Source organism: Rhizobium nepotum 39/7, from assembly GCF_000949865.1.
GTDB classification, from domain to species: Bacteria; Pseudomonadota; Alphaproteobacteria; order Rhizobiales; family Rhizobiaceae; genus Agrobacterium; species Agrobacterium nepotum.
Window position 1 is genome coordinate 206,106 of record NZ_JWJH01000017.1, and the last position, 15,527, is coordinate 221,632.

Genomic DNA, 15,527 nt, shown 5'->3' on the forward strand with positions numbered 1-15,527 from the left:
CCCGCTCTGGCGTTTAGCCATTTTCAATGCTGGAAATGCCCGCATCCGCCCGCAATATCAAGCCCCGAATACCGACCAGCCGGTTTTCGTCGCCAGCATTTCGAGCGCATGTGACCCGAGCGCCGAATTGCCGACCTTGTTGAGACCCGGCGACCAGACCGCAATCGACGCCTTGCCCGGCGCCACCGCCATGATGCCGCCGCCGACGCCGCTCTTGCCCGGCAGACCGACATGATAGGCGAAATCGCCCGATCCGTCATAATGGCCGCAGGTCAGCATCATCGCATTGATGCGCCGCGCCCGCCGGTCCGAAACCACCGTGTGGCCGGTCAGTGGATTACGGCCGCGATTGGCGAGGAAGAGCCCGGCCCGCGAAAGCTGCGCGCAGGTCATGGACAGCGCGCATTGGTGAAAATAAACGCCCAGCGTATATTCGACGGGGTGATGAAGATTGCCGAAGGACCGCATGAAATTGGCAAGCGCGAAATTACGGAAACCCGTCGCCTGCTCGGATTTCGCCACCGTATCATCGATGCTGATCGTGTCATCGTCAGCGAGATACCGCACGAAGCGCAGAAGTTCGCCGATCGCCTCACGCGGCTGGTGGCCGGAAAGAACGATATCCGTGACCACGATCGCGCCGGCATTCACGAAGGGATTGCGCGGAATGCCGTGCTCATGCTCCAGCTGGACGATGGAGTTGAAGGAAGACCCCGACGGTTCGCGCCCGACCCGGTTCCACACCGTTTCCCCCGCCTTGCCGAGCGCCAGCGTCAGCATGAAGACCTTGGATATGCTCTGGATCGAAAACGGCGTGAGCGCATTGCCGGCCGTATAGGTGGTTCCGTCGACGGTGGTGATGGCGATGCCGAACTGGTTCGGATCGACCTTGGCAAGTTCGGGAATGTAATCCGCAACCTTGCCCTCACCCAGCCGCGGCACCATGCTGTCGTAAATGGAATCGACGATCGCCTGAATGTCCTGCATGCAATGCCTTCCCCAGCAAACAAAAAAGCCGCCCCGAGGGGCGGCTTCCTGAATACTGAAACGCGTCGATTAACGCGAGTAGAATTCGACAACCAGATGCGGTTCCATGACGACCGGGTACGGAACGTCCGAGAGAGCCGGGATGCGAGCATAGGTCGCAACCATCTTGTTGTGATCAACTTCGATGTAATCAGGAACGTCGCGTTCTGCGAGCTGAACGGCTTCAAGAACCGTAACCAGCTGCTTGGACTTCTGACGAACTTCAACAACATCGCCCGGCTTGCAACGGTAAGAACCGATGTTGACGCGAACGCCGTTAACCGTGACGTGACCATGGTTGATGAACTGACGCGATGCGAAAACGGTCGGAACGAACTTGGCGCGGTAGACGATGGCGTCCAGACGCGACTCGAGCAGGCCGATCAGGTTTTCGGAAGTATCGCCCTTGCGACGGTTTGCTTCGTCGTAGGTGGCGCGGAACTGCTTTTCACGCACTTCACCGTAGTAGCCCTTGAGCTTCTGCTTGGCGCGCAGCTGCGTGCCGAAGTCGCTCATCTTGCCCTTGCGGCGCTGGCCGTGCTGGCCTGGGCCGTATTCGCGGCGGTTTACCGGGGACTTCGGACGACCCCAGATGTTTTCGCCCATACGGCGGTCAATTTTATACTTAGCCGATTCGCGCTTGCTCATCGTATTTCCTTCTCAAAAGGTTACACCGGTTTGTTGCCAAACCGGTTTAAGGAAACACGCCCTCCTCTGAAGTCCGTTTTGGGACCTCTGACAGGCTTCTCACATGCAAATGGAGAGACCACGGGACATGTCGGTGATGTTGACCGCCGAACGTCAGCTTATAAACTGCAGGGCAGTCAACGAAACACACCGGACATGACTGCCCGGCGTTGGGGCGGCTTCTAAACACGTTTTACAAATTTGTCAAACAAAGCCCGCCGCTTTTTTCTCGAAACACCCCTTGAAAAGCCGGAAGGCCCACCCACTTCTAAGCCGTAATCAGGACTCGGGCCCCTCTGGCGTGTTACCGGACAACACGTGATGTCGAGTCTCTTGAAGGTTGGGGCCCACGTCGATTGTTGATACGCGTTCCCCATCCGCAAAGCCAACCTCGTCCGGCTAAAGGTTGACTGATGGACTTCCTCCTTACGGATTTTCTCGGCACGCCCACATGGATGTGGGGCGTTTTCATTTCTCTCGTTCTTGGCCTTCTCGCGCTCGATCTCGGCGTGCTGCACAAGAACTCCCGTGAAATCGGCATTCGTGAAAGCCTGATGATGTCAGGCTTCTACATCGCCATCGGCTTGGCCTTCGGCGGCTGGATCTGGTACCAGTCCGGCGAACAGTCGGCGATGGAATATGTCACCGGCTTCGTGGTCGAAAAAAGCCTGGCGATGGACAATATCTTCATCATCGCCATGATCTTCTCCTACTTCGCCATTCCCCGCCAGTATCAGCACCGCGTGCTGCTGTGGGGCATCCTCGGCGTCATCGTGCTGCGCGGTATCATGATCGCCGGCGGCGCTGCCATCGTCGAAAATTTCCACTGGGTGCTTTATCTCTTCGCGGCCTTCCTCGTCTTCACGGGCCTCAAGATGCTGTTTTCGTCCGACCACGACGAATCGGACATCGGCAACAACCGCATCCTGAAATTCCTGCGCAGCCGCCTGCCGGTGACAGATAGGCTTCATGGCGAGAAATTCTTCGTCAAGGAGACGGATGGGACCACCGGCAAGCTGAAAACCTTCGTAACGCCGCTGTTTCTGGCGCTCATCATGGTCGAAATCGCCGACCTGATCTTCGCAGTCGATTCGATCCCGGCGATCTTCGCGATCACCACCGATCCGTTCATCGTCTATACGTCGAACATCTTCGCAATCCTCGGCCTGCGTGCGCTCTATTTCGCGCTTGCCGCCCTGATCCATCGCTTCGCCTATCTGAAATATGCGTTGGCTGCGGTTCTGGTCTTCGTCGGCTCGAAGATTTTCGTCGCGGATATGTTCGGCATCGCCAAGATCCCGCCCGCCGTATCGCTGGGCGTCACCGTCGCCATCCTCGCAACCGGCATCATCGGGTCGCTGATCGCGACGCGCAAGGAAGCCAAGGCCATCGAGTAAGGCTTGAAAAACGTTGGTGGCAGGAAAACCTGCCCCAACTACTCCGCCGCAAGCTTCGCGACATCCTCTGCCGCATCCGCATCGCCGGGTGCGGTCTTTGCGTCGAGATCGGGGAAAGCCACGATGCGTTTGCCGGAGAAATCGGCATGCACCACCACAAGCTCCTTCTCCTCGAAATAGCCGAGAAGCCGCCGCGCACGGCGGGCGGAATGGGTGCCGTAAGCGCGGGCGATACGGGCGTCGGACGGGCAAGGCTCCTCATTGAGCGCCGCCTTGACCAGCAGCAGGAAAACACCCTGCAAGTCGTCGGAAACAGACATCGACAGTTCCAGCGCCTTTTGCCAACCTTCGCTTGCCGCCATCGCCGCATCCACGCCGGAGCGGGCAATCGCCACCTGCCGGCGGAATTCCGCAAGCGGCATCGGCGTGCCGGGAATGCGGCGCATGCGGGCGCGCACCAGAAAGTCCTGATACAGCACGGCATCGGTGCGATAGGCCGACTGCGGATCGTCGAGAATTTCGGCAAGCATGGCCGCAATCTTCTCCTCGCGCTCCTCCGGCGTCATTTCAACCTGGCCGGCGCGTGGCTGATCCGTGGAGGGTCCAGCGGCGGCGGGGGTGGAGCGGGATAGTTCCGCCAGAATATCGGTGGTCGGGCGCGGTGCCGGTGGCGTGCGGCGCGTGGCGGGCCGGGTGAATTCCTCCGGATCCGGCGTGAAGATCAGGTCTTCCACATCCTGTGGTGCATCCGGCAGCGGCATCAGCTTCGGCGAGGACGAGCGCGCCGAGGTTTCCACTGTTCCAATGACGATGGGCAACGGGCGGCGCGACAGCGCAGGCCCAAGCGCCACGAAATTGCCGCGCTGCAGATCGCGGAACATTTCCGCCTGCCGCCGGTCCATGCCGAGCAGATCGGCGGCGCGCGCCATGTCGATATCGAGAAAGGTGCGGCCCATCAGGAAGTTCGAAGCTTCTGCCGCCACGTTCTTGGCGAGCTTGGCCAGACGCTGCGTGGCGATGACGCCCGCAAGCCCGCGCTTTCGCCCACGGCACATCAGATTGGTCATCGCGCCGAGCGACGCCTTGCGCGCATCCTCGGTCACTTCTCCAGCAACGGAGGGCGCAAACATCTGCGCCTCATCCACCACGACAAGCACGGGATACCAGAATTCACGATCGGCATCGAACATGCCGTTGAGGAATGCGGCTGCGGCACGCATCTGCTGTTCGACATCAAGACCTTCGAGCGTCAGCACGCAGGAGACGCGGTGCTGGCGGATGCGGTTCGCGATGCCCGCAAGCTCGGCTTCGGTGCGCTCTCCATCCACCACCACATGACCGAACTTGTCGGACAGCGTGACGAAATCGCCCTCGGGATCGATGATGACCTGCTGCACCCATTGCGCCGATTGCTCCAGAAGCCGGCGCAGGAGGTGCGACTTGCCGGACCCGGAATTGCCCTGCACCAACAGGCGTGTCGCAAGCAATTCTTCAATATCGAGCTTGGCCGCCTGCCCGCCCGATAGGGTCCCCATGTCGATGCCGACCTGCAATGTTCAATTCCTCGTGCTCGATCAAATCGCGCCGATTCCCGTGCGGGCGGCCGAACATGCTCTTTACCAAAAAATCCGGGATTGCGTCTGTTACATCCACACAATGCACAGGCAATTGCGCCGCACCTACGCGGCCCCGGACGAGACCCGCGAAAATGAAAGCCGCCTGCCGAACACATTCAGCATCAGTCCGATGATGACCAACGCGGCACCGACCACTTCGAAGACAGTAATATGCTCCGCAAAAGCGAGATAGGCACTGACGAAACCGACAATCGGCACCAGCAGCGAAAACGGCGCCACCGTTCCGGCCGGATAACGCAGAAGCAGGTAACTCCAGATGCCCGCGCCGACGATGGTCGCACCATAGGCCATGTAGATCACCACGAGAGCCATCGTCGGCGTCGCGTTGAGCAGCCCTTCCACAATCGCATCAGGTCCTTCCACCACCAGCGAAAGCAGGACCAACGGCAGAACGGGTACAAGGCTCGTCCATGCGACAAAGGAGACAGCGTTCACCTGGCCGATCCGGCGATTGACGATATTGCCACAGGCCCAGGCAATGGCCGAGCCGACCCCCATCAGGAGCGGTATCAGCGCTGCGGCCGTCATACGCTCCACGCCGATGACCGCCAGCCCACCAAAGGCAACGATCGCGCCGACGATCTGTGAAGGCAACGGCCGCTCGCCGAGAAACACCACGGCCAGCGCCAGCGTGAAGAAGGCCTGCGACTGCATGACGAGCGAGGCAAGCCCCGCCGGCAGGCCGAGCTTGATGGCCGGGTAAAGCAGGCCGAATTGCACGAAACCCATCGCCATGCCGTAAACGATCATATGCCGCCACGGCACATTGGGTTTCGGCAGGAAGAACACCAACGGCACGGCCGCAAAGAGATAGCGCACCCCCGTCAGAAACAAGGGCGGCATGTCGGCGACGCCGATCTTGATGGCAACGAAGTTGAAGCCCCACAAAAACACGGTGATCAGGGCAAGAAGAATATGCGGCATTGCCATTTTGTTATGTCCGAATTTCAGGCGGTCGACAGGCGCTTTACGCCGAAACCGCCCTCTTCCAGCCAAACGTAATGAGACCCGCGCCGATCAGGAGACCGCCGCCCGTGCGGTTGACAATGCGCTGAACCCTAGGCTTGCGGATCGTATTGCGGGCAGCACTTGCCAGAAGTCCATAAAGGGCCGCGTTACAGGTGGCAAGTACCAGGAATGTCGCTTCGAAAATCAGCACCTGCGGCCAGAAGGGCAGCGTCGGCACCAGGAACTGCGGCAGGAAGGCAACGAAAAACACGATGCTTTTCGGGTTTAACGCCGTGACGATATAAGCGTGCAGGAAGATTTTAAGCGGCCTTTCACGGCCCGTTACGCCGGTGCCTTCCGCACCTTCGCCGCCAACCGGCGAACGCCACAGCTTGATGCCGAGATAGATGAGGTAAGCCGCACCAACCCATTTCAGGCCGGTGAAAAGGGCCGCCGATGTGGCAAGCAGCGCCCCAAGCCCCAGCATCGAGGCCGTCATCGCGGTGAAATCACCAAGCGCCACACCCGTCACCGTCGCCGTGCTCGCTTTGCGCCCGTGTCCGAGCGCATAGGAAATCACCAGCAATATCGTCGGTCCCGGAATAGCGAGCATGATGGCGGATGCGGCCACGAAGGCCAGCCAGTTCTCGAGTGGCATGATGAAATCTCCCCTTACCTGATTTGCCGAGCAAGCCATCAAAAGCGCCCGGTATCAAGCCATATTTTTTGAGGATCATGCCGCTTTGTCATCGAGCGGGCGAATGGGCGGCTGTTCCCGTTTCATCGCCTGTGCAAGTTCGTAATTCGACTGCATGGCAAGCCATGCACGCGCCGTGCTGACCCCTGCCCGCTCCAGCCGCAGGGCAAGATCAGGGCTGACGCCTGCCCGCCCGTTCAACACGCGCGAAAGCGCCACACGGGACATGCCTAGCCTTTCCGCAGCGTCTGTTACGGAAAGCTGAAGCGCGACAATGACCTCCTCCCGTAGCAACTCACCGGGGTGAACCGGAAATTTCATCATTCGAACCACTCCCTTCAATGAATATGCGACGTCATCCAAGGCCTTGCGCCGAGGCTCCGCCAACGTATCGGAAAATCGAAACGTGAGCAGATGCTCGGGACAGGCCCGAGCATGACGGAGAGAAGATGATCACTCCGCAAACAACACGAACAATCCATTCGTTTTGAATCGTATCAGTGCCACAACAACATTGAGCGACACAGACAAAGCCTCCCCGGCATTTTCTCGCCGGAGAGGTCGCCGCCATCAAAACCTCGGCGCCCAGTGAGGAGCGGCCCATTCCCGCCGCCTTTTGCGGGCCGATGGTTCCAGGCCGATATCGTCCAGCAGGCGTTCAGGCAGATCGGCAAGATCGGTCGGCGGTAGACGCGGCACCATCGCCGCGACGAGAACAGCCTTCAGGGTTTTCCAGACGCCGAATGTGACGAACAGACGGTCGACCGCATCCGGCAGCGCATATGCTACCAATGGTTGATTTTTCTGCATGGGAAATCCATCCCGGCGCGACGAAGCGACCAGGTCCTTTATCGATGGATAAACGACATGCCGGAACGGCGGGCACAACACGCGGAAGCGCTGACGCACAATTCAGATGTCGAACGAAGTGAAAATGCCAAACGGCAAGGGAATCAGGCCATAAGCCTTATCGGAGGTCGATGCCTCGGGACATGTAACCACAGAAGACCATGCCGGAAATGCCAGACATGCCGTTAAGGCGCATATTCATATAGTCAGTCATTCCACGCCTCCTTTTATAGCGGTTACAGACGAGAGACATGTTACACGAGATGCCGGCTGCGACAAGAGGCCGCAATCTCGAATTGCAAAACTCAAATGGGATAGATGCAAAAAAGCAACAAACACTCAGGTCAACGAGACGCTGAGGCCAAAACCCTGCATCAGCCGCCGCGTGGCGAAATCCGGTTTGCCTGACGTGAACACGGCAAAGTCGAAACCATCGGGATGCTCCGCATCCTGCGGCAACGGCACCAGATGGCGGGCGCGCCGGGCGATCGCTTCGGCCGGGTCGAGCCAGTCCACCGGCCAGGGGGCCAGCCGGCGAAACATATTGGCCATGAAGGGATAATGGGTGCAGGCGAGAACGACGATATCCGTGCGCCGACCGTCGCTCTCGATGAAGCAGGGCTCGATTTCGGCCAGCACCGCTTCGTCGGATATCGGCTCACCTCTTATCCAGTTCTCCGCCATGCGCGCCAGATTTTCCGACCCCACGAGGCGGACATGACATTGCGAGGCGAAGGACTGGATGAGATCGCGCGTATAGGCGCGCTTGACGGTGCCCGGCGTCGCGAGCACGGAGACGAGACCGGAACGAGTGCGTTCGGCCGCCGGCTTGATGGCGGGAACGGTGCCGACGAAGGTCATGTCCGGAAATTTAGCCCGAAGATCGGCCCCGGCCAGCGTGAAGGCGGTGTTGCAGGCGATGACACAGACTTCAGGGCTGTAATCCTCAAGCAGCTTTTCGAAGAGCGCAAGAATGCGCGCCTTCAGCGCCTCCTCTTCCCAGCCGCCATAGGGAAAACCCGCATCGTCGGCCACATAGATGAAACCGCGCTCGGGCATCAGCACGCGCGCCTCGCGCAGAACCGTCAGCCCGCCAATGCCGGAATCGAACACCAGCACCGGTTTCAGCTCGTTGGCCGCCTCCTCACTCGTTTTCAGCATTCTCCCCCGTACCTTCCGCCGATATTCCCTCTGCCGTTTCCACCTTGCCGACCTGCTTCGGCCAGCGGCGGGGAAAACGGTCGAGCGTATTGATCACGCCCCGGAAGACGCTGATTTCCTGCTCGGAAAATCCGCGTCTCGACAGCACCGCACGTAGATTGTCGATCATTCTCGGCTTTTTTGGGAGCGGGTGGAAATAGCCACGCGCATCCAGCGCTTCCTCGATATGTTCGAACAGGCCGAAAACCTGCTCCTTGGTGGAGGGTCGCTGCTCGACCGGCTGGAAAAGCGTCTCCTCCAGATCGTCCATGCCGGATTTCATCCACTCATAGGACATTAAAAGCACGGCCTGCGCGATGTTGAGCGAGGCGAAGGCGGGATTGACCGGAAATGTCACGATCTCGTCGGCCAGCGCCACTTCCTCATTGGTAAGCCCCCAGCGCTCGCGCCCGAACAGGATGCCGGTTCTGTCGCCCGTCTTGAACTTTGCACGCAGCGTCTCGGCGGCGATGCCTGGCGCACGCACCGGCTTGAAACCGTAACGCGCGCGCGCGGTGGTCGCGTAGACGAAGTTCAGGTCCTTGACCGCCTCTTCCAGCGTCTCGAATACCTTCGTTGCGTCGATGACATGATCTGCCTTGGAAGCGGCGGCACGCGCCTTCTCGCTCGGCCAGCCGTCGCGCGGATTGACGAGGCGCAATTCGGCAAGGCCAAAATTGGCCATCGCCCGCGCCACCATGCCGATATTTTCGCCGAGCTGCGGTTCGACCAGAATGATCGCCGGGCCTTCCGCCAGAAGTTCAAGCTCGCTGTTTGTGCCTGCCATCGTCGTTTTCCAGTTTGAAGCATTGCATCGATTTTTAGACCGATATCGTAAAGCGCGCTTCACTGGCATAGATCGGCGCCAAAATCAAAGCCGGAGCGGGCGGAAGTCTGGCTTCAGGCTACTGACGAAAGGGCCAAAAACCCAACGGCATCATCCTCGGACTTGATCCGAGGATCCACAACCCATTGAAATCAATGGGTCCTCGGGTCAAGCCCGAGGATGACGTCGAGTTTGGTTGGGATTTTGTCGCCAAATTCCCGCTCACAGGACGCCCTCTTATTCGCCCTTGATGATCGTCGCCATCTCTTCGCGCAGCGAATCCCTGCCCTCATCGCCAACCCGGTGAATGTCGCTGATGACTGGCTGGCCATTTTCCTCGATCACGTCGAAATGCACCTCGTCCACCGTCGCCTTCATCTCGGCCTCGTCCATGCAGGCCCAGAGCTTGAACTTCGCCGTCACATCCGTCACGCCGTCCTTCACCGCACCCGGCGTTACGGAAACATCCGCCAGCGGGCAGCCATCCTGCGAATTCGTCACCACATCGTAACCGAAGGGATCGCCGGTCGCGCCGCTTTCCGCCTCGTAAGCCGGCTTCTTGGAGGCCTCGCGATATTGCGCGACGAAGTCCTTGCTGAACAGGCTGGTCAGCATGTCCTCGTCGAAGATGTATTTCCAGTTTTCCGCATCGCCGGACCAGTTCTTGACGGTGATATCCATCACCTTCTGGACGGGATCGGCAGGCCCGGCCGCAAGAGCGCTGTGGGAAACGAGGACGGCGGCAGTAAGGAGCAGAAGATTCCGCATGATGTAATCCCGGGGTAGGCCGCGAAGGCGGGCGAAGCGATTCGCCTGACTGTATTCAGGCAATATGGTTTGGCAATGCGCAAAGCGTTATTGCACCGCGCCAAAAAAGCGCCCCCCATGGCTTTGCCTCAGACGCTCGCAATGCTATAGCCGCACCGGATATTTTTCCGAATACCGGCGTCATCAGGCGCCACAGCTTCGAAGGTGAGGAATTCATGGCAAAGATCAAGGTAGCCAATCCAGTCGTTGATCTCGACGGCGACGAAATGACCCGTATCATCTGGCAGCTCATCAAGGACAAGCTGATCCTGCCATACCTCGATCTCGACATCGAATATTACGACCTCTCGGTCGAAAACCGCGATGCCACCAACGACCAGGTCACAGTCGATGCGGCACACGCCATCAAGAAGCACGGCGTCGGCATCAAATGCGCGACGATCACCCCCGACGAGCAGCGCGTCGAGGAGTTCGGCCTCAAGCAGATGTGGAAAAGCCCGAACGGCACGATCCGCAACATTCTGGGCGGCGTCATCTTCCGCGAGCCGATCATCTGCAAGAACGTTCCGCGCCTCGTTCCCGGCTGGACCAAGCCCATCGTCGTCGGTCGTCATGCCTTCGGCGACCAGTACAAGGCAACCGATTTCAAGTTCCCCGGCAAGGGCAAGCTGACGATCAAGTTCGTCGGTGAAGACGGTCAGGTCATCGAAAAGGACGTCTTCGACGCTCCCGGCGCCGGCGTCGCCATGGCCATGTACAACCTCGACGAATCCATCCGCGAATTCGCCCGCGCATCCATGATGTACGGCCTGATGCGCAAGTGGCCGGTTTACCTGTCCACCAAGAACACCATCCTCAAGGCCTATGACGGCCGCTTCAAGGACATCTTCGAAGAAGTCTACCAGGCCGAGTTCAAGGCGAAGTTCGACGAAATCGGCATCATCTATGAACACCGCCTGATCGACGACATGGTTGCTTCCGCTCTGAAGTGGTCCGGCGGCTACGTCTGGGCCTGCAAGAACTACGATGGTGACGTGCAGTCCGACACGGTTGCTCAAGGGTTCGGCTCGCTCGGCCTGATGACATCCGTTCTTCTGTCTCCGGACGGCCGCACGGTCGAAGCCGAAGCTGCGCACGGCACGGTTACGCGCCACTACCGCCAGCACCAGAAGGGTCAGGAAACCTCGACCAACTCGATCGCCTCGATCTTCGCCTGGACGCGTGGCCTCGCCCACCGCGCCAAGCTGGACGACAACGCGGAACTCGCAAAATTCGCAGCGACGCTCGAAACCGTCTGCGTCGACACCGTCGAAAGCGGTTTCATGACCAAGGATCTGGCCCTCCTCATCGGACCGGACCAGCCCTGGCTCTCCACCACGGCCTTCCTCGACAAGATCGATGAAAACCTCAAGACGGCAATGTCGGCCTGAAGTAACAAGGCCATACCTGTCTGAATATTTGAACGTGAAAACCCGGCCGCAACGCCGGGTTTTCTTTTTTTGCTCACAGTATCTTGATTAGGCGTTGCACTAGGCGCAGACTTCGATTCCGCACCGTGCCGAGGCCATTACAACAATAAACAAAGCTGAAACAGCGTCTACTTACACATAACCTACCCGGCACAGTCAAAATTTCAAGGACGCATCGGCGCAAACTTGAGAAATGCGGAAATGATGCTGGGAACTATAAAAAGGCACCGTGTCGGCGCGAAATCCACACAGGTTTTCCCGTGACGCTTCGGCGATTTTGCTTGGGGAGGCAAAACCATGAGTGAACTGATCTTCTACACCAATCCCATGTCACGCGGACGCATTGCCCGCTGGATGCTCGAGGAAGTGGGCGTTCCGTATAAAACGGAGATACTGGGCTTCGAAACCGCGATGAAATCACCGGCCTACCGGCTGATAAACCCGATGGCCAAGGTGCCGGCCATCAAGCATGGCGATACTATCGTCACCGAGGCGGCAGCGATCTGCGCCTATCTCGCCGATGCCTTTCCCGGCGCGAACCTTGCCCCGACGCCGAAAGCGCGTGGGCTTTATTACCGCTGGATGTTCTTCGCCGCCGGTCCGCTGGAAATGGCGGTCAGCATGAAGGCCATGGGGTTCGAAGTGCCGAAGGAAAAGCTGCGCATGGCAGGCTGCGGCAGCTATGAGGATGTAATAAACACGCTTGAACGGGCCGTCAGCGAAAACCGCTTCGTCGCCGGCGATCTCTTCACCGCAGCGGATGTCTATGTCGGCGCCCATGTCGGCTGGGGCTTGCAGTTCGGCACGATCGAAAAACGACCGGCCTTTACCGACTATCTGGCGCACCTGACCGACCGCGCCGCCTTCAAGCGGGCCAATCAGCTTGACGAAGCGGCAGCGAAGGACTTACAGGCGGCGGGCTGAAAATACGGGAAAGCCATTTTGCCCGGAAGCGGAACATCCGCCCTCGCAAAGATTACATACTGGATTATTCATTTTTGTGGCCGGCGTGGCCTTCGAATGCTCGTCCCATCCGTTGCCGGCTCGGGGTTTGAGATCCAGAATCAAAAGGCGGGGTAAAATCCCGCCTTCTACTCGCAAAGGTATAGGAACTTATTCCTAGTCATCCTCGGACTTGACCCGAGGACCCATAACCCACTGAAATCAATGGATCCTCGGGTCAAGCCCGAGGATGACGTGGAGTGTTATGCCGCCAGCGCCGCCGCCACCGCGTCGATGGCCTCCTGCGCCTTGGCACCATCGGGGCCACCGGCCTGCGCCATATCCGGGCGTCCGCCGCCGCCCTTGCCGCCAAGGGCGGCTGAGGCCGTGCGGACGATATCGACAGCGCTGAAACGGGCTGTCAGATCTTCGGTCACGGCAGCGACAGCGCTCGCCTTGCCGTCTTCGGAAACGGCGATCAGCAGCACGACGCCGGAGCCGAGATTGACCTTGGCTTCATCGGCAAGACCCTTGAGATCCTTGGCGTCGATACCCGAGAGAGACTTCGCCAGGAAATTGACGCCGGCGACCTGCTGGACGTCGTTTGCGCCGGCATCCGAGGAACCGCCGCCCATTGCGAGTTTCCTGCGGGCATCGGCAAGCTCGCGCTCCATCTTCTTGCGCTCGTCGAGAAGTCCCTCGACACGCGACAGCACTTCGCCCGGCTGCACCTTCAGCGACGAGGCCAGCGCCTTTACCCGCTCATCCTGCTCGGAGAGATAGGCAAGCGCGCCCTGCCCCGTTACGGCTTCAAGACGACGCACGCCGGCACCGACGGCGCTTTCGCCGAGAATGCGGATAAGACCGATCTGGCCGGTTGCGGCAACATGGGTGCCGCCGCAAAGCTCTACGGAATAAGGACGATTGGCTTTCGCACCGTGAAGGCCGGTGCCCATGGACACCACGCGCACTTCATCACCATATTTTTCACCGAACAGCGCCATTGCACCCTCGGCAATGGCATCGTCAACGCTCATCAGGCGGGTCACGACCGGCGAATTCTGCAGCACGATCTCGTTTGCCATGTCCTCGACAACCTTCAGCTCCTCGGCCGACATCGGCTTCGGATGCGAAACGTCGAAGCGCAGGCGCTCAGGAGCGACCAGCGAACCCTTTTGTGCAACGTGCGTGCCAAGCACTTCGCGCAGCGCCTCGTGCAGCAAGTGAGTGGCGGAGTGGTTGGCACGCAGACGCGAACGGCGGTCATGATCGACCGTCAGCTGCACGGCTTCGCCAAGCTTCAACCCACCCTTGGACACCGTGCCGGAATGCACGAACAGACCTTCGCCCTTTTTCTGGGTTTCGGAGACGGTAAAGGCGCCATTATCGCCGGAGATAACGCCCGTATCGCCCATCTGGCCGCCGGACTCGCCATAAAACGGCGTCTGGTTGACGACGATCTGCACCGTCTCGCCATCGGCAGCACTTTCCACCGACTTGCCGTCCTTGACGATCGCCTGAATGACGCCTTCTGCGGTTTCGGTATCGTAACCGAGGAATTCGGTCGCGCCGAACTTCTCCTTCAGTTCGAACCACACCGTTTCGGTCGCCTTGTCGCCGGAGCCGGCCCAGTGCGAGCGCGCTTCCGCCTTCTGGCGTTGCATGGCGTCCGTGAAGCCGGAAATGTCGACGCTGATTTCGCGGGCACGCAGCGCATCCTGCGTCAGATCGAGCGGGAACCCATAGGTGTCGTAAAGCTTGAAGGCTGTCTCGCCGTCCAGCATGTCGCCCTTGTGCAGGGTCGAGGTCGCGTCTGACAGCAGCGACAGGCCACGATCCAGCGTCTTGCGGAAACGGGTTTCCTCAAGCTTCAGGGTCTCGGAAATCAGCGCTTCGGCACGGACCAGCTCCGGATAGGCGCGGCCCATCTGCTGTATCAGCGCCGGCAGCAGCCTGTAGATCAGCGGCTCGCGCGAACCGAGAAGCTCGGCATGACGCATGGCGCGGCGCATGATACGGCGCAGAACATAACCTCTGCCTTCATTGGACGGCAGAACGCCATCGGCGATCAGGAAGGCGGATGAGCGCAGATGATCGGCGATGACCCGGTGGCTGGCGCGTTTTTCGCCTTCCGCCGGAACGCCGGTCGCCTCGACGGAGGCCAAAATCAGCGCCCGGAACAAATCGGTGTCGTAATTGTCGTGTTTGCCCTGCAACAGCGCCGAAACGCGCTCGAGACCCATGCCGGTATCGATCGACGGGCGCGGCAGATCGATGCGCTCTTCCTTCGTCAGCTGCTCATATTGCATGAAGACGAGGTTCCAGATCTCGATGAAACGGTCGCCGTCTTCGTCCGGTGAGCCGGGCGGGCCGCCCCAGATATGGTCGCCATGGTCGTAGAAGATTTCGGAACAGGGGCCGCACGGACCGGTATCGCCCATGGCCCAGAAATTGTCGCTGGTCGGAATACGGATGATGCGGTCGTCGGAGAAACCGGCGATCTTCTTCCAGAGGTTAAAAGCCTCGTCGTCTGTGTGGTAGACCGTGACGAGAAGACGGTTGCGGTCAATGCCGAATTCCTTGGTGATCAGGTTCCAGGCATGGGTGATCGCCTCTTCCTTGAAATAATCGCCGAAGGAGAAATTGCCGAGCATTTCGAAGAACGTATGGTGACGGGCCGTATAACCGACATTGTCCAGATCGTTATGCTTGCCGCCGGCGCGCACGCATTTCTGTGCCGAGGCAGCCGTGGAATAAGGGCGGCTTTCAAGACCGGTGAAGACGTTCTTGAACTGCACCATACCGGCATTGGTGAACATCAGCGTCGGATCGTTGCGCGGCACCAGCGGGCTGGAGGGCACGATCTCGTGTCCGTTCTTCTTGAAGTAGTCGAGGAAGGTCGACCGAATTTCATTCACACCGCTCATGCCCACACACCGCTCACAGCTGGAGTCCATCACCGCCATCCTGAATGATGGCTATATTGCAAAATCACTGGCTTTTATCGTCCGCACCCTGCCCTGTCCAGCCATGGAGGCGAAGCAAGGCGTATAGGCAAAGAAAAAGGGCCGCACGAAGGAA

At 59.5% G+C, this 15,527-nt stretch carries 14 protein-coding genes; 3 read left to right on the top strand and 11 right to left on the bottom strand.

Going from position 1 to position 15,527, the window contains the following annotated elements:
* Positions 1-57 precede the first annotated feature (57 nt).
* Positions 58-987, bottom strand: coding sequence for a glutaminase (locus RS75_RS18190; RefSeq protein ID WP_045023095.1), 930 nt, complete (start codon positions 985-987; stop codon positions 58-60).
* Positions 988-1,056: 69 nt separating this feature from the next.
* Positions 1,057-1,674, bottom strand: a complete 618-nt coding sequence (rpsD, locus tag RS75_RS18195; protein WP_045023096.1) for a 30S ribosomal protein S4 — start codon at positions 1,672-1,674, stop codon at positions 1,057-1,059.
* Between the two features lie 452 nt (positions 1,675-2,126).
* Between rpsD and RS75_RS18200 the strand changes: the two genes are divergently transcribed.
* Positions 2,127-3,110 (top strand): TerC family protein, encoded by a 984-nt coding sequence (locus RS75_RS18200; protein WP_045023097.1) that lies wholly within the window; start codon positions 2,127-2,129, stop codon positions 3,108-3,110.
* A 38-nt stretch (positions 3,111-3,148) separates the two neighbouring features.
* Here the strand turns inward: RS75_RS18200 and RS75_RS18205 are convergent, their stop codons facing one another.
* The 8 genes from RS75_RS18205 to RS75_RS18240 form a co-directional block, all read right to left on the bottom strand.
* Entirely contained in the window at positions 3,149-4,663 is a 1,515-nt protein-coding gene (locus RS75_RS18205; protein WP_045023098.1) for an ATP-binding protein, read from the bottom strand.
* A gap of 126 nt (positions 4,664-4,789) precedes the next feature.
* Positions 4,790-5,677 carry an EamA family transporter gene (locus RS75_RS18210; RefSeq protein ID WP_045023099.1) on the bottom strand — a complete coding sequence of 296 codons (888 nt, stop codon included), beginning with the start codon at positions 5,675-5,677 and terminating at the stop codon, positions 4,790-4,792.
* Between the two features lie 37 nt (positions 5,678-5,714).
* The gene (locus tag RS75_RS18215; protein WP_045023101.1) at positions 5,715-6,353 is read right to left on the bottom strand and encodes a LysE family translocator; all 639 of its coding nucleotides are present in this window, start codon (positions 6,351-6,353) and stop codon (positions 5,715-5,717) included.
* 75 nt (positions 6,354-6,428) lie between these two features.
* Positions 6,429-6,716, bottom strand: coding sequence for a HigA family addiction module antitoxin (locus RS75_RS18220; RefSeq protein ID WP_045023103.1), 288 nt, complete (start codon positions 6,714-6,716; stop codon positions 6,429-6,431).
* A 246-nt stretch (positions 6,717-6,962) separates the two neighbouring features.
* Complete coding sequence (locus tag RS75_RS18225) at positions 6,963-7,202, bottom strand: hypothetical protein (protein ID WP_045023105.1); 240 nt, start codon at positions 7,200-7,202, stop codon at positions 6,963-6,965.
* A gap of 378 nt (positions 7,203-7,580) precedes the next feature.
* Positions 7,581-8,402: a glutamate racemase gene (murI, locus tag RS75_RS18230; protein ID WP_045023108.1), complete on the bottom strand. Its 822-nt coding sequence runs from the start codon at positions 8,400-8,402 to the stop codon at positions 7,581-7,583.
* Positions 8,386-9,228, bottom strand: coding sequence for an RNA methyltransferase (locus RS75_RS18235; protein WP_045023109.1), 843 nt, complete (start codon positions 9,226-9,228; stop codon positions 8,386-8,388). The genes murI and RS75_RS18235 overlap by 17 nt, the downstream gene beginning before the upstream one ends.
* A 276-nt stretch (positions 9,229-9,504) precedes the next feature.
* Positions 9,505-10,035, bottom strand: a complete 531-nt coding sequence (locus RS75_RS18240) for a hypothetical protein (RefSeq protein WP_045023194.1) — start codon at positions 10,033-10,035, stop codon at positions 9,505-9,507.
* 215 nt (positions 10,036-10,250) lie between these two features.
* Here RS75_RS18240 and RS75_RS18245 point away from each other — a divergent pair, with 215 nt between their 5' ends.
* Together RS75_RS18245 and RS75_RS18250 are read left to right on the top strand one after the other, a co-directional pair.
* Positions 10,251-11,465 carry an NADP-dependent isocitrate dehydrogenase gene (locus RS75_RS18245; RefSeq protein WP_045023111.1) on the top strand — a complete coding sequence of 405 codons (1,215 nt, stop codon included), beginning with the start codon at positions 10,251-10,253 and terminating at the stop codon, positions 11,463-11,465.
* A 336-nt stretch (positions 11,466-11,801) separates the two neighbouring features.
* On the top strand, positions 11,802-12,428 hold the full coding sequence (locus RS75_RS18250; RefSeq protein WP_045023112.1) for a glutathione S-transferase family protein: 627 nt from the start codon (positions 11,802-11,804) through the stop codon (positions 12,426-12,428).
* A gap of 281 nt (positions 12,429-12,709) precedes the next feature.
* On the opposite strand, the gene alaS is transcribed toward RS75_RS18250, so the two are convergent.
* Positions 12,710-15,373, bottom strand: a complete 2,664-nt coding sequence (alaS, locus tag RS75_RS18255) for an alanine--tRNA ligase (RefSeq protein ID WP_045023115.1) — start codon at positions 15,371-15,373, stop codon at positions 12,710-12,712.
* Positions 15,374-15,527 lie beyond the last annotated feature (154 nt).